The following is a 17,636-nucleotide window of genomic DNA, read 5'->3' as shown; positions in this document are numbered from 1 at the left end:
TCAATATGAGAACGATTCGCAATAACTTGACTTTCTGCGAATCGTTCGCATTATGGGCCGAACCCAGAAGGAGACCCCGATGCGCCCGTTGATTGCAGCCCTTGCCGCCGCCCTGACCGCCAGCCCCGCCCTGGCCGAGGACAAGCTGAAGGTCGTCACCACCTTTACCGTGCTGGCCGACATGGCGCGGCAGGTGGCCGGTGACCATGCAACGGTGGTGTCGATCACCAAGCCGGGGGCCGAGATCCACGGCTATGAACCCACGCCGGGCGATCTGGTCGGCGCGCAGGACGCCGACCTGATCCTGTGGAACGGCATGAATCTGGAGCTGTGGTTCCAGCAGTTCCTGTCCAATCTGGGCGATGTGCCGTCAGCCACGCTGTCGGATGGCGTCGATCCGATGCCGATCCGCGAAGGCGCCTATGAGGGCAAGCCGAACCCCCATGCCTGGATGTCGCCGGTCAGCGCGCAGATCTATGTCGACAACATCGCCACCGCGCTGTCGCAGGCCGATCCCGGCCACGCCGCCGATTACGCTGCCAATGCGCAAGCCTACAAGGCGCGGCTGACCGAGACGCTGGCCCCCCTTCAGGCGATGATCGCCACCGTCCCCGAGGACAAGCGCTGGCTGGTCAGTTGCGAGGGCGCCTTCAGCTATCTGGCCCGCGACCTTGGTCTGCGCGAGGCGTATCTGTGGCCGATCAACGCCGATGCGACGGGCACGCCGCAACAGGTGCGTGCGGTGATCGACACGGTTCGCACCAACGACATTCCGGTGGTGTTCTGCGAAAGCACCGTCAACAACGACCCGGCCAGACAGGTCGCGCGCGAGACCGGGGCGGCCTATGGCGGGATGCTGTATGTCGACAGCCTGTCCGAGGCGGATGGCCCTGTGCCGACCTATCTGGACCTGCTGCGGGTGACGACCGAGACCGTCGCGCAGGGGCTGACCGGGGCGACCAAATGAACCAAAGCCAACGCAAGGCCGAAGGACTGTCGGCGCAGGGCGTCACCGTCGCTTATCGCAATGGCGTGACGGCCCTGCGCGATGCGACCTTTGCGATCCCGCGCGGCACGATCACCGCGCTGGTGGGCGTCAACGGGTCGGGCAAATCGACCTTGTTCAAGGCGATCATGGGCTTTCTGCCGCTGGCAGCCGGCGACATCCGCATCCTTGGCCGTGATGTCCGCAGTGCCCTGCGCGACGGGCTGGTGGCCTATGTCCCGCAGGCCGAGGAGGTCGACTGGACCTTTCCCGTGCTGGTCGAGGATGTGGTGATGATGGGCCGATATGGCCGCATGGGCTGGCTGCGCATCCCGCGCCCCGCCGACCGCGCCGCCGTCGCCGCCGCGCTGGAGCGGGTGAACATGACCGCCTTTCGCCATCGCCAGATCGGCGAGTTGTCCGGCGGGCAGCGCAAGCGCGTGTTCCTGGCCCGCGCCCTGGCGCAAGAGGGTCAGGTGATCTTGCTGGACGAGCCCTTCACCGGGGTCGATGTGCAGACCGAGGCCGCGATCGTCGCGCTGCTGCAAGAGTTGCGCGACGAAGGGCGGGTGATGCTGGTCTCGACCCACAACCTTGGTTCGGTGCCCGAGTTCTGCGACCGGGTGGTGCTGGTCAAGGGCACGGTGCTGGCCCACGGCCCGACCGACACGACCTTCACGCGCGAGAACCTGGAACAGGCCTTTGGCGGCGTGTTGCGGCATTTCGTGCTGGGCGGGGCCGATCTGCATGACGATGCCGATGCGCGCAGCGTCACCATCCTGACCGACGACGAACGCCCGGTGGTCATCTATGACGACCGCACCCGACGCGCGGGGGACAGGTCATGACGGCGCTGATGGAACCCTTCGGCTATGGCTATATGGTCAATGCGATGTGGGTCTCGGCGCTGGTCGGCGGGGTCTGCGCCTTTCTGTCGGCCTATCTGATGCTGAAGGGCTGGTCGCTGATCGGCGACGCGCTGAGCCATGCCATCGTGCCGGGCGTCGCGGGCGCCTATATGCTGGGGCTGCCCTTCGCGCTGGGGGCCTTTGCCTCGGGCGGGCTGGCGGCGGGGGCGATGCTGTTTCTGAACCAGCGCACCGGGCTGAAGGAGGACAGCATCATCGGCATCGTCTTTACCGGGTTTTTCGGGCTAGGGCTGTTCATGATCTCGGTCTCGCCGGTGCCGGTCGATGTCAAGACGATCATCATGGGCAATATCCTGGCGATCTCGCCCGCCGATACGGTGCAACTGGCGATCATCGGCTTTGTGACGCTGGCGGTGCTGCTGGCGAAATGGAAAGACCTGATGGCGGTGTTCTTTGATGAGACCCACGCCCGATCGATCGGGCTGAACCCGGCGCGGCTGAAATTTCTGTTCTTCACGCTGTTGTCGGCGGCCTGCGTGGCGGCGCTGCAAACGGTCGGGGCGTTTCTGGTGATCGCGCTGGTGGTCACGCCGGGGGCGACGGCCTATCTGCTGACCGACCGCTTTCCGCGCCTGTTGGCCCTGTCGGTGGCCATCGGCAGCGTCACCAGCTTCGCCGGGGCCTATATCAGCTATTTCCTTGACGGCGCGACGGGCGGGATCATCATCTGCCTGCAAACGCTGCTGTTTCTGGCGGCCTTTGTCTGGGCGCCCAAGCACGGGCTGCTGGCCGCGCGCCGTCGCGCCGCCGATACGCTGGGGGCTGCATGATGGATATGCTTCTGGCGCCGTTCCAGTTTCCCTTCATGCAGAACGCCTTTTGGGTGGCGGCGCTGCTGGCCCCGCCGACGGCAATCCTGTCGTGCTTTCTGGTGCTGCGCGGCTGGGCGCTGATGGGCGACGCGCTAAGCCACGCGACGCTGCCCGGTGTCGTGCTTGCCTATATCCTGAAAATGCCGCTGATCGTCGGCGCCTTCGCCGCCGCCATGGCTGGCGCGCTGGCCATCGGCTTTCTCAAGGAAAACAGCCGCGTCAAGCAGGACACGGTGATGGGCATCGTGTTTTCGGGCATGTTCGGGCTGGGCATGGTGCTTTACACCAAGATCGAGACCAACGTGCATCTGGATCATATCCTGTTCGGTAACATGCTGGGGGTTGGCCGGGCGGACCTGTTGACGGCGGGGCTGATCGGGGCGGGGGTGACCGGGGCGCTGCTGCTGCGCTGGCGCGACCTGCTGCTGCACGCCTTTGACCCAGGTCAGGCGCAGGCGATGGGCCTGCCGGTGCGGGCGCTGCATTACGGCCTGCTGGTGGCGCTGTCGCTGGCGATCGTCGCCACGCTCAAGGCGGTGGGGCTGATCCTGGCGATCGGGCTGTTGATCGCGCCGGGGGCCATCGCCTTTCTGCTGACGCGGCGCTTTCCCGCGATGATGGCGGTCGCGGTGGCGGTGACGCTGGCGGCGATGCTGGGCGGGGTCTGGCTGTCGTTCTGGATCGACAGCGCCCCGGCGCCGACCATCATCCTGCTGCTGACCGCGGGCTTCATCGCGGCCTTCCTGTGGCGACACCTGCGCGGCGCGCCCAGCACTGCGTGATCCTTGTTCCGGCTTGTCCGGTTGACGTTCTGCGCCAATCGGGCTTTCGCATGGGGATAAGTGCTAGGGATCGGACGGCGCCCGAACCTTTCGGGCGCGATGAGCGCGGCGTGACCTGACTGACCGTTCAGCCGTCCGTTCTGGCTGACCTATGCAAGGGCGGCGCGGTCGGACACGGTGACGATACCGATGCGGGTGGTGGCGCGTGGGTTCGCGGGCCTCCTCGGGGGCTTGGCGCCGGGCCTCGGTCAGCATTTTCACCGCCAGCCCGGCCAGAACCGCGGCCATCAGCCAGCGTTGCACCACGGCCCACAGCGGGCGGCGCGTCAGGAACAGCGCAACGCTGCCCGCCGCCATCGCAATCGCAGTGATCCCAAGGGCAGCGCAGAGCATGTAAAACACAAAGCCAAGCGCGACCCCACCCAGCGAGATCAGCCCGGCGCGCGGCCCCTGACAGATGGACCGCGACACCAGATAGATCATGTTGGGCCGGGGGTCAGCACCATGCCCAGCGAAATCGCGGCAAAAGCCGCAAGATCGCCCGGCGCGACCATCATTTCACCCGCGCATTCCGCGTGGCGATCAGCTTCAGCCGCAGCGCGTTCAGGCGGATGAAGCCCGCGGCGTCCTTCTGGTCATAGGCGCCTGCGTCATCCTCGAACGTCACATGCTTTTCGGAATACAGCGAGTGTTCCGACCAGCGGCCCACACAGGTCACGCTGCCTTTATACAGTTTCAGCCGCACCGTACCGGACACATGCTCTTGCGACTTGTCGATCAGCGCCTGCAACATCTCGCGCTCGGGGCTGAACCAGAAGCCGTTGTAGATCAGTTCCGCATAGCGCGGCATCAGGCTGTCCTTCAGGTGGCCTGACCCGGCGTCCAGCGTGATCTGTTCGATGCCGCGATGCGCCTCAAGCAGGATGGTGCCGCCGGGGGTTTCATAGATGCCGCGCGACTTCATCCCGACAAAGCGGTTTTCAACGAAATCCAGCCGGCCGATGCCATGCCGCCCGCCATATTCGTTCAATTGCGTCAGGATGGTGGCCGGCGACAGCGCCTGGCCATTGATCGCCACCGCGTCACCGCGTTCAAAGGTGATCTCGATGAACTCGGGCTGATCGGGCGCGTCCTCGGGGTTGACGGTGCGCTGATAGACGTAATCGGGCGCGGCCTCGGCGGGGTTTTCCAGCGCCTTGCCCTCGGAACTGGTGTGCAGAAGGTTCGCATCGACGCTGAACGGCGCCTCGCCGCGCTTGTCCTTGGCAATCGGGATCTGGTTCTGTTCGGCGAACTCGATCAGCTTGGTGCGCGAGGTCAGATCCCATTCCCGCCACGGCGCGATCACCCGGATATGCGGGTCCAGTGCATAGGCCGACAGCTCGAACCGCACCTGATCGTTGCCCTTGCCGGTCGCGCCATGGGCGACCGCATCGGCGCCATGTTCATGCGCCAGTTCCACCAGCCGCTTGGAAATCAGCGGGCGGGCGATCGAGGTGCCCAGCAGATACAGCCCCTCATAGACCGCATTGGCGCGGAACATCGGAAAGACGAAATCGCGGACGAATTCTTCGCGCACATCCTCGATATGGATGTTTTCCGGCTTGATGCCCAGCAGCTCGGCCTTCGCGCGGGCGGGTTCCAGTTCCTCGCCCTGGCCCAGGTCGGCGGTGAAGGTGATGACCTCGCATCCGTATTCGGTTTGCAGCCATTTCAGGATGATCGAGGTGTCCAGCCCCCCCGAATAGGCAAGAACGACTTTCTTGGGCTTGAACATGGCGCACCTCCGGCAATGATGGGGTTGGGATAAGGGTTTTTACCTGGGGCGACAAGGGGGGGGTGGTTGATGATTCTGGCTGTGTTTCGCGTGATGCTGCAGGATTTGCTGGAGCGATCCGCTGGCTTTGCTGCGGCTGGTGGCGGTGCCGGTGCTGATGTCGCTGGCCATCATGCTGGTTGTGTCCGGTGTGATTGGCTTCGCGCCGGAATGGGGGCGAGCCGTCGGGCTGATCGCCAGCGTGCTGAACATCATCGTGTGGGTCTGGGTCGGTGTGGGCTGGCACCGGCTGATGGCGTCGGGGGAACGGCCCCGATGGTTCGGCCCGCGCATCTGGCCGCGTGAAAGCCTGCCTATGTGATGTGGCTGGTGCTGCTTTTCATTGCGATGTTTCTGTTCGGTCTGCTGCTGCTAGCGCCACTGGCGCGACTGATTGCCGGGCTGAATATGCCCAGATACGGTTTCGCGGGCATCAACCTGCTGGCCAATCTAGGCGTCACCTATGTGATGGTTACCCTGATGACCGTGCTGCCGGCTGTCGCAACGGGCCGGCTGGACTGGGGGATCGGCAAATCATGGGCGGCAACGCGCGGGCACCGGCTGGCCCTGCTGGGGCTGGCGGTCCTTGCTGACGGTGGCCATCATGGCGGCGGACTGGCTGTCAGCGCAGGGCCTGCGCGCCTTGTTCGCGACGGGTGGGGCGCAATCGGTCGCCGTCATGGTGATGCTTGGCATGGTCAAAATGGTCGTCCAGGTGCTGTTCTGGCTGGCGGTGCTGACCTCGGTTTACAAGGTCATGATCCTGCCGCGGCAGCCCGAGGGCGCATAGCCCGTTCCGGCAAAGGTCGCTGTCACGCAAAATCAGCTTGAAGCCAGACCTGCCGCGCAGGCATAGCTGGGGCATGACCCAGCCCACGCCCTTTGTTCAGGCCGCCCGCGCCACCGCCGCCCGTCTGCGCGAACTGTTCCCGCCGACGCCCCTGCAGCGCAACGATCATCTGTCGGATCGCTATGGCGCCGACATCTGGCTGAAGCGCGAGGATCTGACACCGGTGCGCAGCTACAAGCTGCGTGGTGCCGTCACCGCGATGCGCCGGGTGCTGGATGCCGACCCCGCGCAGGGCACTTTTGTCTGCGCCAGTGCTGGCAACCACGCGCAGGGCGTGGCCTTTGCCTGTCGGCATTTCGGGGTCAAGGGCGTGATCTTCATGCCGGTGACGACGCCGCGCCAGAAGATCGACAAGACCCGCGCCTTTGGCGGCGATGACGTGACGATCCGCCTGACCGGCGATTATTTCGATCAGACCCTGGCCGCCGCGCAGGCCTGGTGCGCCGAGCAAGGCGCGCATTTTCTGGCGCCCTTTGACGATGCCGATGTGATCGAGGGTCAGGCCTCGGTCGCTGTCGAGATGCTGGATCAGATCGGGGCGGCGCCGGATCTGGTGATCCTGCCGGTCGGCGGGGGCGGCTTGTCCGCTGGTGTGACCCGCTATCTGCGCGACGCCGCGCCCGGTACCGCGTTGCGCTATGTCGAGCCGGCGGGCGGTGCCAGCCTGGCCGCCGCGCTGCGCGAGGGCGGCCCGGTGACGCTGAAAAGGATCAACAGCTTTGTCGATGGTGCCGCCGTCGCGCGGATCGGCGCGCTGCCCTTTGACGTGCTGTCGCACGTCGATCCTGCCGACGTGCTGGCCGCCCCCGAGGACCGGATCTGCATCACGATGCTGGACATGCTGAACGTCGAAGGCATCGTGCTGGAACCCGCCGGCGCGCTGTCGATCGACGTGCTGCGCGACCTGGCCGATCAGATCGCGGGCAAGACGGTGGTCTGCGTCACCTCGGGCGGCAATTTCGACTTTGAACGGCTGCCCGAGGTCAAGGAGCGTGCGCAGCGTTTCGCCGGGCTGAAGAAGTATTTCATCCTGCGCATGCCCCAGCGTCCCGGTGCGCTGCGCGAGTTTCTTCAGATGCTCGGCCCCGACGATGACATTGCCAGGTTTGAATATCTCAAGAAATCGGCGCGCAACTTTGGTTCGGTGCTGATCGGGATCGAGACCCTGGCACCCGACAATTTTTCCCACCTGACCGCGCAGCTTGATGACGCGGGCTTTGACTACCGCGACATCACCGAGGACGCCGCCCTGGCCGAGCTGCTGATCTAGGATCCGCAGGGCGTGGTTGCGGCCAAGCGCAATCGGCTGGCCGGTCGAGGCCGCCGCGGGAACGCTTGATCGACGGGTTCCGCCTAAGGCGCGGGCACCTCGTTTTGTCAGACTTCAGCTGTCCAGGCGCGGTCGGCTGGTGTCGTCAAGCCTCAGCCACCAAGGCACGGTCGCCCGGTTTCGCCAGACCTCAGCCGTCCACGCTCGGTCGCCTGGTGTCGCCAAGCCTCAGCCGTCCAGCCGTGGTCGACCGGTGTCTCCAAACCTCAGCCGTCCAGGCGCGATCGGCTGGTCTCACCAAGCCTCAGCCGTCCATGCTCGGTCCGCTGGTGTCCCCAAACATCAGCCGTCCAAGCGCGGGCGGCCGGTTGCCCCAGACTTCAGCAATCGAGGTGCGGTGGGCTTGGCTCGTCAACCCCTCAGCCACCGAGGCGCGGGCCGCCGCGTTCGGAAACCTCATCCGTCCAGGCGTGGTCGGCAGCGTTCGCCGCAGCTCAGCCTTGGGTCGCGCCAGGTGACCAGCCCCCAGCAAGATGCCCGTCGTCCAGCAGACCGACCAGAACCACCGTCACCCCGCTTTGGTGCGGGAGGTCGGGTCTCTGCATTGGCTGCCGCATTGGGCATGTTCCTCCGCACCGTGCGCACGTGGCTTTCGCGGTTCCGCGCGCGCGGGACCGTGACCCGGTGCGCCGGCTAGGCCGTGAACAGCTATTTCTGTGTCATGCCGTCATGCGACCAGACCCTTTCCTGCCAGGAACAGCGATTTCGACCGGCGATAGCACCGTTCCACCGCCGTCGCATCGCAGGTTTCCCCTGCCTGGGTGCGCAGTTCCTCATCGCTGCACAGCTGCGCCAGGTCCGAAAAACCCAGATTCGATGCGCAGCCCCTGATGAAGTGCAGGTCAGGTTCGGCCCGTCGACCGGGCAGGCCAAGGGTCAGCAGCACCCCTTCGACCTCATCCAGAAACAGGTCGATCACCTCTTTGAAACCCTGCGGACCGACCTCTTCCCGCAGTTCAGACACCTTGTTCCAATCGATCATGTTAAGCCCCGCAATCTTGCCAGCGAATCACAGGCTAACGGCTAGAAGTTTCCGGGTGGTTAACGACGAACCAGATTTTCGTTCACCCGATCTTAACCCGCCGCACGCTATGACCGGCGTATGAGTATGGCGATGCCCACCCCTCCGATTCGGCCACAGCCGTCCGCCCCCGCAGATGCCAGGGGTCGATTGGTCATGGTCGTCGATGACAGCCGGATGCAGCGCCACATCCTGACGTTGCAACTGGAACAGGCCGGCTATCGCGTTATCCCCGCGGCCTCGGGGGCCGAAGCCCTGTCCATATGCGCACAAACCATGCCGGATATCATCCTGTCCGACTGGATGATGCCCGGCATGACCGGCGTCGAATTGTGCCATTCCTTCCGACAGTTGCCCCGTGATCGCCACGGTTACTTCATCCTGCTGACATCGCTGACCGACAAGCGCGATGCTGCATTCGGTCTGGAAAGCGGCGCCGATGATTATCTGTCAAAGCCCGTGTCTGGCGAGGAACTGTTGGCGCGACTGCGCGCGGGCGAAAGGTTGATATCGGTCGAAGAGCGGTTGCAGGAGCGCAACCGCGCCCTGGACCGCGCATTGACCGACCTGCGCGCCGCACATGAGGCAATCGAGCGCGATCTGATCGAGGCGCGGCGCCTGCAGCAGGGGCTGGTCCGTGACCGGTTCAGGCATTTTGGCGGCATGGACGTGTCCCTGTTGCTGCGCCCGGCGGGCCATGTCGGCGGTGATCTGGTCGGCGCATTTCGGATCAACGCGCGCCGTTTCGGAGTCTATGGGATCGACGTCTCCGGCCATGGCGTCACAGCGGCGCTGATGACGGCGCGGATTGCCGGCTATCTTTCGGGCAATTCCCCCGATCAGAACGTTGCGCTGATGCCCGGACCACAGGGCGGCCACCTGGCCCGCAGTCCCGCCGATCTTGCCGCGCATTTGAATGATCTGATCATCGAAGAGGTTGAGACAGACTGCTATTTCACGCTGGTCTATGCCGACATCGACATGACGACGGGCCAGGGTCGTCTGGTGCAGGCCGGACATCCCTATCCGGCATTGCAAAGGGCTGACGGCACGGTCGAGTTCATCGGCACGGGCGGCCTCCCGATCGGGCTGTTCGCCGGGTCACGCTATGAAGAAGTCACGTTCCGGCTGCGGCCCGGAGACAGGCTGTTCATCGGCTCGGATGGTATCACCGAAGCGACCGACGGCTTGGGCAGAATGCTGGGCGATCAGGGGCTAAGCGCGATCTTGCAGACCAATGCCCGGCTGCATGGCGCGGCTTTGCTGGAATCCCTCACATGGTCGGTGGCGGGCTATGGTGGAGGCGGCTGGAGCGATGACATCTCGGCGGTCTGTGTCGAGTTTCAGCGGGGCCGCGGCTCAGCCAAAGGGGGCGGGGGCGATGTGATATCCAAGCGATGAAACTGCGACCCGAACAACGTGTGAGTCGTCGCTGTCGATATCATCATCGGCGGGCACGACATCCTGACTGGCGTATCGGTGGTTCGCTGTAAGCGGCGCGCCGTTGCGCGGCGGCACGCTGGTGCCGAGCGTGTCGGCGCAAATGTTTATGTCAGCCAGTTGCGTCGGTGCGCCAAGGCCAGCATGGCGCGATCACCGGGGTTTGCCAGGGCCTCAAGCGCGTGTTGCGGCGACATCCAGGCGGTAGTGTGGCCAGGCTCGGTCGGTGGACCAAGGCGCAGCGTCGGGCGCGCCAGATAGACGCGACACAGCTTTTCGGCGAAAATCTGATACTCCGGCATATAGACGAACCGGCGAAAGGAACCGATCAGCCGCGGGGGCGCGACGTGAAAACCGGTCTCTTCCCGAACCTCACGGTGAAGGGCGGCGACGGGGCTTTCTCCCGGATCGAGGCCACCACCGGGCAGCTGCCATTCCGGGGTAGGACCATCCTGGTGCGTCAGAAGAATCCGACCGTTGCGGCACAACACGGCATAGGCGCCTTGGCGCAGACGATAGCGCTGATAGGGAAGGGGAGGCGTGTCGAAGCGGCGGATCATCGGGGCCTGGGGTTTGGTGTCACCAGAATCATAGGGTTCGCGCACGGTGGGTGAAAGCCGCAAATCGCGCCACCCTCCCATCATGGCACGCTTGGTGGACCTGGGCTATGCCACCGTCGGCAGCACGATGGCGTCGCAAACGCGCATACTTTATTGGGCGCAGGGCGGCGTGGCTTTGGCTCCGGTGATGAGGGGGTTCATTCTGCGTACCTGCGCGATGTGATGGCGCATGCGGTGCATCTTGATCTGCGGGGGCCGTCGTCGCGACAGCCGCGGACCTCACTGGCACGGAAGCAGACAGGGGTGGGGTGCATAGGGCCCTGCCGGGGTCACACACACGAGGCAGGACGCGGGTCGTCGAAGGGCTTGGGCCCGCGCCACTTCCGGTTGCGCGCTGGCGCCGACGCGGCGCAGGTGGAGGGTCGTCAAGGTTGCCGGGCAGCCGCGTTCGCCTTCGTCCATGTGCAGGACATCGGAGCGAGGCTATGATCGACCTCTCGCGAGGGCATTATGGCGGCCTTGTCGGGCTGCCCGGGCCGACCAGAGATCATGGCATGTGGCTGCTTGATTGGTCTGGCGCATCGCTCCGCGACAGCGATGGTCGATGCCGGATGCGTGGCCGCTGGAACGGTTCTGCGCGAGGCATCGGTGCGAGGCTATGATCGACCGCTCGCGCGGGTAACATGGCGGCCTTGTTGGGCTGCCCGGGCCGACCAGAGATCATGGCATGGGTCTGATTGATTGGCCTGGCGCATCGCACCGCGACAGCGATGGTCGATGCCGGATGCGTGGCCGCTGGAACGGTTCTGCGCGAGGTATCGGTGCAAGTCTATCATGGGCCGCTCTGAGGGCATCACGCCGCATTTGTCGCTACGCCTCGGCCCACCAGCGATCATGGTATCTGTCTGCTCGCTCGGTCCGGCGCATCGAACCGCAACCGCACTGACCGCTTCAGGATGCCTCCCGCTGGAACGGCCCGGCGGCGGGTTCGGGATGCGTTCAGAGACGCCCTGGCGGCCCTCGCCGGGCCTACCGATAGACCTCCCGCGCAACCCGCAGCGCCTTCATCTCGACAGTCGCGCGCCGGGTTGGACATCTGGCGACCGGATGCGACCTGCGACCCGCGTCCGACGCGCTGCCATCGACAAAGCCCTTGGCGCGGCGATTGTCGTGCCTACATGATAGCGGTAATCCTGCGCGGTGACGGGCCAGCCCGCGTGCCGCGCCTTTGCCGCCCCTGCGGCCTGCCTTTGGAAAGATCGATGACCGACACCACCCTGACCTGGGACGATACCGTCCTGCCGTTTCAACTGGATCGCAGCGACATCCGCGGCCGCGTCGCGCGGCTGGATGGGGTGCTGGGGCGCATCCTGACGCAACACAGCTATCCCCCCGCCGTCGAGGCACTGGTGGCCGAGGTTGCCCTGCTGACCGCGCTGATCGGCCAGACCGTCAAACTGCGATGGAAGCTGTCGATCCAGGTGCAGGGCAACGGCGCGGTGCGCACCATCGCCACCGACTACTTCGCCCCGGCCGAGGAAGGCGCCCCCGCCCGCATCCGCGGCTGGGCCAATTTCGATGCCGACCGGCTGGACCCCACCCGCAGCGCCTTTGACCAGATCGGCCAGGGCTATCTGGCGATCCTGATCGACCAGGGGCCGGGCAGCGTTCCCTATCAGGGCATCGTCCCGCTGGAGGGCGCGAGCCTTGCCGCCTGCGCCGAAAACTACTTCGCGCAATCCGAACAGCTCCCGACGCGCTTCAGCCTGGCCTTTGGGCGGTCGCGGCTGCCGGGGGCGGACGAACGCTGGCGGGCCGGCGGGATCATGATCCAGCATATGCCCAAGGCCTCGCCTCTGGCCGCCACCGCGCCCGTGGCGCAGGCCGAGGATGCGCCGGGCGAAAACTGGGCGCGCGCCCAGATCTTGCTGGATACGGTCGAGGAAATCGAGCTGATCGGCCCGCAGGTGACGCCGCAGACCCTGCTTTTGCGCCTGTTCCATGAGGAGGCGCCGCGCGTCTTTCCGGCGCAGGCGGTGACCTTTGGCTGCACCTGCTCGCCTGCCAAGGTGCGCCAGTCGCTGTCGATCTATTCGGCCAAGGACATCGCCACGATGACCACGGCCGAGGGCACGGTGACCGCCGATTGCCAGTTCTGCGGCGCGCATTACGTCTTTGACCCGGCGACGCTGGGCATGGACGCCGCTCTGCCCGAGGATGCCGATGGCTGATGGTGCGGCGCCCGATGCGTTGACGCGGCTCATCGCCGCGCTGGACCGGCCGGGCGCCGCAACCTCGGATTTCGACCGCAATCCGGCGGCGGTTCTGGCCGCCGATCGGGTGCTGCGTCCGGCTGGCGTGCTGGTGCTGGTCGATCCCGACCCGGCGGGTGCGCGGCTGTGGCTGACCAAGCGCGCCTCGGGCCTGCGCCACCATCCGGGCCAAATCGCCTTGCCGGGGGGCAAGGTGGATCCGGGCGATGACGGCCCGGTCGGGGCTGCCCTGCGTGAGGCGCATGAGGAGATCGGCCTGCCTATCGGCGCCGCGCGGGTGCTGGGCTGCCTTGCCCCGCATGAGACGGTGACAGGTTTTCAGGTCACCCCGGTGCTGGCCCTGCAACGCATCCCCTTTGCCGCGATCCCCGAGGCGGGCGAGGTCGATGAGGTGTTCTCGGTGCCGCTGGCGCATGTGCTGAACCCCGCGCGGTTCCATGTCGAACGCCGCCGCTGGCGTGGGGAATGGCGACATTATGATGTCGTGCCCTGGGGGCCATACTACATCTGGGGCGCGACAGCGCGGATCTTGCGGGCTTTGTCAGACCGGGTGGCGGTATGATGGTGCGCGGCGATTGGCTTTCTGCACCCGCGCTGCGCCGCGTTCTGGCGGTGCTGACCGATGCCGGTCATCGCGCGCTGATCGTTGGTGGCGCGGTGCGCAACGATCTGCTGGGCGCGCCGATCAGCGACATCGACCTGGCGACCGATGCGCGCCCCGATCGGGTGGCCGCGCTGATGAAGGCCGCCGGTCTGCGCGTCATTCCCACCGGCATCGACCATGGCACGCTGACCGTGATCGCCGCGGGCCAGCCGTTCGAAATCACCACTTTTCGCCGCGATGTGGCCACCGATGGCCGCCGTGCGACGGTCGCCTTTGCCGATGATCCGGCCGAGGATGCGCAGCGCCGCGATTTCACCATGAACGCGCTTTACGCGACGCCCGACGGGCGCGTGATCGACCCGACCGGCGGGCTGGCCGATCTGGCGGCGCGGCGGCTGCGCTTTGTCGGCGATGCCGCGACCCGGATCGCCGAGGATTACCTGCGCATCCTGCGGCTTTACCGGTTCTGGGCGCAATATGGCGACCCCGACCCCGCGACCCATGCGACCGCCCTTGCAGCGGTTCGCGCGCAGGCCGAGGGGCTGGCCCGCATCTCGCGCGAGCGGATCGGGGCAGAGATGCGCAAGCTGCTGGCCGCGCCCGATCCGCTGCCGATGCTGGAGGATATGGCGGCAGCCGGGGTGCTGGCGATTGCGCTGCCCGGCGCGCAGATCACCGATCTGGCGGCGCTGATCGCGCAGGAGCGCGCGACGAATACCCCGCCCACGGCGCTGCGCCGCCTGGCCGCCCTGGGCGGCGATGATCCCACAGCCGCGCTGCGCCTGTCGCGGGCCGAGGGCGCGCATCTGTCGGCCCTGGCCGCGCCGCTGGACCTGCCCGGCCCGCAGGGGATCGGCGCCTTGGCCTATCGGCACGGCGCCGCCACCGCCACCGATGCGGTGCTGATCGCCGCTGCCCGTGCGGGCGCGCCGCCGCCACCGGACTGGCGCGACCGCATCGCCATCGGCACGGCGGCGGTGTTCCCGCTGCGCGCCGCCGATCTGCCGCATCTGTCCGGCCCCGCGCTTGGAGCGCGGCTGAAACAGGCCGAAGCGCGCTGGATCGCCTCGGGCTTTGCCGCCAGCCGCGATGATCTGCGCGACGGCTGACATTACCGCGCGACGCGCCTATATCGGGTGCATGTTCAACCGATTGATCGACGCCTTTCGCCCCGCCGAAGGCCCGCCCCCGCAGCGCCTTGGCGCGTTTTTCCTGTGGTGCCTGTCGGGCGCCTGGCCCGCGCTGATCCTGGCCGGGCTGCTGTCGGCGGCGGCCGGCACGATGGAGGTCGTCTCGGCCCTGATGCTGGGTTGGGTGATCGACGCGGCACTGGCGGGCGAGCCGTCCCGCGTGTTCGCCGACAACTGGCCGCTGCTGGCCGCCTTTGCGGGGTTCTACCTGCTGGCGCGGCCCCTGGTCTTTGGCCTGTCCTCGGCCAGTTCCAACATGCTGATCGCGCCCAATGTGCTGCCGCTGGTGTTGTCGCGGCTGCACCGCTGGACGATGGGTCAGGCGGTGACGTTTTTCGACAACGATTTCGCGGGGCGGATTGCGCAGAAGCAGATGCAGACTGCGCGGGCCGTCACCGATACCGCATCCGAGGTGATCAACACCGTGGCCTTTGCCTTGGCCTCGATCATCGGCTCGGCGATCTTTCTGCTGGCGATCGATACCTGGGCGGCGGTGGCGCTGCTGATCTGGCTGATCGCCTATCTGGGGCTGGTGCGGTTCTTCCTGCCGCAGGTCCGCAGCCGGTCGGCGGCGCGGGCCGGGGCGCGGGCAATGATCACCGGGCAGGTCGTCGACACGATCACCAACATCAAGACCGTCAAGCTGTTCGCCCATGCCGAACATGAGGACCGGTCGGCCTTGGGCGCGATGTCGATCTTTCGCGACCGGGCGATGGATTTCGGCAGCGTCTCGACCCGGTTTCGCAGCACGCTGATGGTGCTGGCGGGGGCGCTTCCGGTGATCCTGATCGGCGGCACGCTGCTGATGTGGCAGGCGGGCGCGGCCAGTGCCGGGCAGATCGCGGCCGCCGGGGCGATCTCGATGCGGATCGCGCAGATGACGGGCTGGGTCAGCATGTCGCTGATGGGCCTGTGGGGCAATATCGGTGAGGTCGAGGACGGGATGGAAACCCTGTCGCCGCCGCACGCGCTGACCGACCGCCCCGGCGCCGTGGACCTGCCGCGCGCCCAGGGCGGCATCACCTTTCAGGATGTCAGCTTTGCCTATGGCCGGGATGAGGGCGGGATCGCGGGCATCGATCTGACCATCGCGCCGGGTGAACGCATCGGCATCGTCGGCGCCTCGGGGGCGGGGAAATCGACGCTGGTGGCGCTGCTGTTGCGGCTTTACGACACCGAATCCGGGCGCATCCTGATCGACGGCACCGACATCCGTGACGTCACCCAGCAAAGCCTGCGCCGCCAGATCGCGGTGGTGACGCAGGAAACCGCGATGTTCAACCGGTCCGCCCGCGACAACATTGCCTATGGTCGCCCCGGTGCCAGCCAGCCCCAGATCGAGGCTGCGGCCCAGGCCGCCGAGGCGCATGATTTCATCCTGGCGCTTCAGGATTTCGCCGGGCGGCGCGGTTATGACGCGCATCTGGGCGAACGCGGGGTCAAGCTGTCGGGCGGTCAGCGGCAGCGCATCGCGCTTGCCCGCGCCTTTCTGAAGGACGCCCCGATCCTGGTGCTGGATGAGGCGACAAGCGCCCTGGACAGCGAGGTCGAGGCCGCGATCCAGCAGGGCCTGCTGCGGGTGATGGCGGGCAAGACCGTGCTGGCCATCGCGCACCGGCTGTCCACCATCGCCGAGATGGACCGCATCGTGGTGCTGGATCAGGGCCGGATCGCCGAGCAGGGCAGCCATGCCGACCTGCTGGCGCAGGGCGGGCTTTACGCGCGTTACTGGAACCGGCAATCGGGCGGCTTCATCGGCACCGATGATGAATCGGATCAGGCAGGGGACAGCGTGGGATGACGGTGGTGATCGAACGGCTTGGCCATCACGGCGATGGTATCGGCGCCGGGCCGGATGGCCCGGTGTTCGCGCCGATGACCCTGCCGGGTGAGGTGGTAACGGGCACCATCACGGGTGAGCGGATGGCTGATCCGCGGGTGCTGACGGCCAGCCCCGATCGCGTCGCCCCGCCCTGTCCGCATTATCGTGCTTGCGGGGCCTGCGTGCTGCAACATGCCGCCGATGGATTTGTCGCCCGCTGGAAGGCCGGGGTGGTGGAACAGGCCCTGGCTGCCCATGACATTGCCGCGCGGGTCGAGGGGGTGGCGACCTCGCCCCCGGCCTCGCGCAGGCGGGCGGTGCTGGCGGGGCGGCGCACGCGGTCTGGGGTGCTGGTCGGGTTTCACGCGCGGGCCTCGGATCAGATCGTGGCGGTGCCGGGCTGCACCGTACTGGACCCCGGCCTGGTCGCGCTGATCCCGGCGCTGGAGCGGCTGGTGGCGCAGACGGGCAGCCGCAAGGGGGCGATGGATCTGGCCGTTACCCTGTCCGAAGGCGGGGCCGATCTGGCCGTCACCGGCGGCAAGCCGATGGATGCGGGCCTGTTCGCAGAGCTGTCGGCCCTTGCCGATGCCGAGGATCTGGCGCGCCTGACCTGGGATGGGCAGGTCGTCGCGACCCGCCGCCCGCCGCAGCAGCGGCTTGGCCCGGCGCGTGTCGCCCCGCCGCCGGGCGCCTTTCTTCAGGCCACGCCGCAGGGCCAGGCCGCGCTTGTCGCCAGCGTGCTGCAAACCGTGGATCAGGCCGCCCGCGTCGCTGATCTGTTCGCCGGTTGCGGCACCTTTGCCCTGCCGATCGCGCGCAAGGCCAGCGTTCACGCGGTCGAGGGTGACGCCGCGATGCTGGCGGCGCTGGATCGCGGCTGGCGCGATTCGCCCGGCCTGCACGCGCTGACGCATGAGGCGCGCGATCTGTTCCGCCGCCCGCTTCTGCCCGACGAACTGGCGCGCTTTGACGCAATCGTGATCGACCCGCCGCGCGCCGGTGCATCCGCCCAGATCGCCCAGATCGCGGCGGCGCGCGTGCCGGTGCTGGCCTATGTGTCGTGCAACCCGGTCACATTCGCCCGCGACGCCGCGACTTTGGCCGAAGCGGGTTATCAGATGGACCGGCTGCGGGTCGTCGATCAGTTCCGCTGGTCGTCGCATGTGGAACTTGTCGCGCGCTTTCGGGCCGCGTAAGGGGCGGCCAAACTGACCCCGAC

Annotated in this window: 18 protein-coding genes; 14 read left to right on the top strand and 4 right to left on the bottom strand. The window is 66.8% G+C overall.

Annotated features, from left to right (window positions below):
* The first annotated feature begins 79 nt into the window (after positions 1–79).
* From ACEYYA_RS07755 to ACEYYA_RS07740, 4 genes are read left to right on the top strand one after another with little or no spacing between them, the layout of a single operon-like run.
* Positions 80–967 (top strand): metal ABC transporter substrate-binding protein, encoded by an 888-nt coding sequence (locus ACEYYA_RS07755; RefSeq protein WP_374799301.1) that lies wholly within the window; start codon positions 80–82, stop codon positions 965–967.
* Positions 964–1,833, top strand: a complete 870-nt coding sequence (locus tag ACEYYA_RS07750; RefSeq protein ID WP_374799299.1) for a manganese/iron ABC transporter ATP-binding protein — start codon at positions 964–966, stop codon at positions 1,831–1,833. The genes ACEYYA_RS07755 and ACEYYA_RS07750 overlap by 4 nt, the downstream gene beginning before the upstream one ends.
* Complete coding sequence (locus ACEYYA_RS07745; protein ID WP_374799297.1) at positions 1,830–2,684, top strand: metal ABC transporter permease; 855 nt, start codon at positions 1,830–1,832, stop codon at positions 2,682–2,684. The genes ACEYYA_RS07750 and ACEYYA_RS07745 overlap by 4 nt, the downstream gene beginning before the upstream one ends.
* Entirely contained in the window at positions 2,681–3,508 is an 828-nt protein-coding gene (locus ACEYYA_RS07740) for a metal ABC transporter permease (RefSeq protein ID WP_374799295.1), read from the top strand. Before ACEYYA_RS07745 ends, ACEYYA_RS07740 begins: the two co-directional genes overlap by 4 nt.
* Before the next feature lie 63 nt (positions 3,509–3,571).
* Here the strand turns inward: ACEYYA_RS07740 and ACEYYA_RS07735 are convergent, their stop codons facing one another.
* Both ACEYYA_RS07735 and ACEYYA_RS07730 read right to left on the bottom strand, forming a co-directional pair.
* Positions 3,572–3,991, bottom strand: a complete 420-nt coding sequence (locus ACEYYA_RS07735; RefSeq protein ID WP_374799293.1) for a LysE family translocator — start codon at positions 3,989–3,991, stop codon at positions 3,572–3,574.
* Between the two features lie 70 nt (positions 3,992–4,061).
* Positions 4,062–5,285, bottom strand: a complete 1,224-nt coding sequence (locus ACEYYA_RS07730; RefSeq protein WP_374799291.1) for an argininosuccinate synthase — start codon at positions 5,283–5,285, stop codon at positions 4,062–4,064.
* Positions 5,286–5,412: 127 nt separating this feature from the next.
* Between ACEYYA_RS07730 and ACEYYA_RS07725 the strand changes: the two genes are divergently transcribed.
* The 3 genes from ACEYYA_RS07725 to ilvA all read left to right on the top strand — a co-directional run bounded on the left by ACEYYA_RS07725 (position 5,413) and on the right by ilvA (position 7,444).
* On the top strand, positions 5,413–5,646 hold the full coding sequence (locus tag ACEYYA_RS07725; RefSeq protein WP_374799289.1) for a hypothetical protein: 234 nt from the start codon (positions 5,413–5,415) through the stop codon (positions 5,644–5,646).
* Positions 5,647–5,928: 282 nt separating this feature from the next.
* On the top strand, positions 5,929–6,114 hold the full coding sequence (locus ACEYYA_RS07720) for a hypothetical protein (protein ID WP_374799287.1): 186 nt from the start codon (positions 5,929–5,931) through the stop codon (positions 6,112–6,114).
* Between the two features lie 73 nt (positions 6,115–6,187).
* Positions 6,188–7,444: a threonine ammonia-lyase IlvA gene (gene ilvA / locus ACEYYA_RS07715; RefSeq protein ID WP_374799285.1), complete on the top strand. Its 1,257-nt coding sequence runs from the start codon at positions 6,188–6,190 to the stop codon at positions 7,442–7,444.
* Between the two features lie 727 nt (positions 7,445–8,171).
* Here the strand turns inward: ilvA and ACEYYA_RS07710 are convergent.
* Entirely contained in the window at positions 8,172–8,486 is a 315-nt protein-coding gene (locus ACEYYA_RS07710; RefSeq protein ID WP_374799283.1) for an Hpt domain-containing protein, read from the bottom strand.
* Positions 8,487–8,681: 195 nt separating this feature from the next.
* Between ACEYYA_RS07710 and ACEYYA_RS07705 the strand changes: the two genes are divergently transcribed.
* On the top strand, positions 8,682–9,926 hold the full coding sequence (locus tag ACEYYA_RS07705; RefSeq protein WP_374799281.1) for a PP2C family protein-serine/threonine phosphatase: 1,245 nt from the start codon (positions 8,682–8,684) through the stop codon (positions 9,924–9,926).
* Positions 9,927–10,072: 146 nt separating this feature from the next.
* Here ACEYYA_RS07705 and ACEYYA_RS07700 read toward each other — a convergent pair whose 3' ends face one another.
* Positions 10,073–10,525, bottom strand: a complete 453-nt coding sequence (locus ACEYYA_RS07700; RefSeq protein ID WP_374799279.1) for an NUDIX domain-containing protein — start codon at positions 10,523–10,525, stop codon at positions 10,073–10,075.
* An 82-nt stretch (positions 10,526–10,607) separates the two neighbouring features.
* Here ACEYYA_RS07700 and ACEYYA_RS07695 point away from each other — a divergent pair, with 82 nt between their 5' ends.
* The 6 genes from ACEYYA_RS07695 (at position 10,608) to ACEYYA_RS07670 (ending at position 17,613) form a co-directional block, all read left to right on the top strand.
* The gene (locus ACEYYA_RS07695) at positions 10,608–10,748 is read left to right on the top strand and encodes a hypothetical protein (protein ID WP_374799277.1); all 141 of its coding nucleotides are present in this window, start codon (positions 10,608–10,610) and stop codon (positions 10,746–10,748) included.
* Positions 10,749–11,787: 1,039 nt separating this feature from the next.
* The gene (gene hslO / locus ACEYYA_RS07690; protein ID WP_374799275.1) at positions 11,788–12,756 is read left to right on the top strand and encodes an Hsp33 family molecular chaperone HslO; all 969 of its coding nucleotides are present in this window, start codon (positions 11,788–11,790) and stop codon (positions 12,754–12,756) included.
* Positions 12,749–13,360 (top strand): NUDIX hydrolase, encoded by a 612-nt coding sequence (locus ACEYYA_RS07685; protein ID WP_374799273.1) that lies wholly within the window; start codon positions 12,749–12,751, stop codon positions 13,358–13,360. The genes hslO and ACEYYA_RS07685 overlap by 8 nt, the downstream gene beginning before the upstream one ends.
* Complete coding sequence (locus ACEYYA_RS07680; protein WP_374799271.1) at positions 13,357–14,511, top strand: CCA tRNA nucleotidyltransferase; 1,155 nt, start codon at positions 13,357–13,359, stop codon at positions 14,509–14,511. Before ACEYYA_RS07685 ends, ACEYYA_RS07680 begins: the two co-directional genes overlap by 4 nt.
* A gap of 31 nt (positions 14,512–14,542) precedes the next feature.
* Entirely contained in the window at positions 14,543–16,393 is a 1,851-nt protein-coding gene (locus tag ACEYYA_RS07675) for an ABC transporter ATP-binding protein (protein ID WP_374799269.1), read from the top strand.
* Entirely contained in the window at positions 16,390–17,613 is a 1,224-nt protein-coding gene (locus tag ACEYYA_RS07670) for a class I SAM-dependent RNA methyltransferase (protein ID WP_374799267.1), read from the top strand. The genes ACEYYA_RS07675 and ACEYYA_RS07670 overlap by 4 nt, the downstream gene beginning before the upstream one ends.
* Positions 17,614–17,636 lie beyond the last annotated feature (23 nt).

Origin of the sequence: Paracoccus zhouxuedongae (assembly GCF_041927815.1) — a bacterium.
Taxonomy (GTDB): domain Bacteria; phylum Pseudomonadota; class Alphaproteobacteria; order Rhodobacterales; family Rhodobacteraceae; genus Paracoccus.
This window is presented reverse-complemented; position numbering and strand designations above follow the sequence as displayed.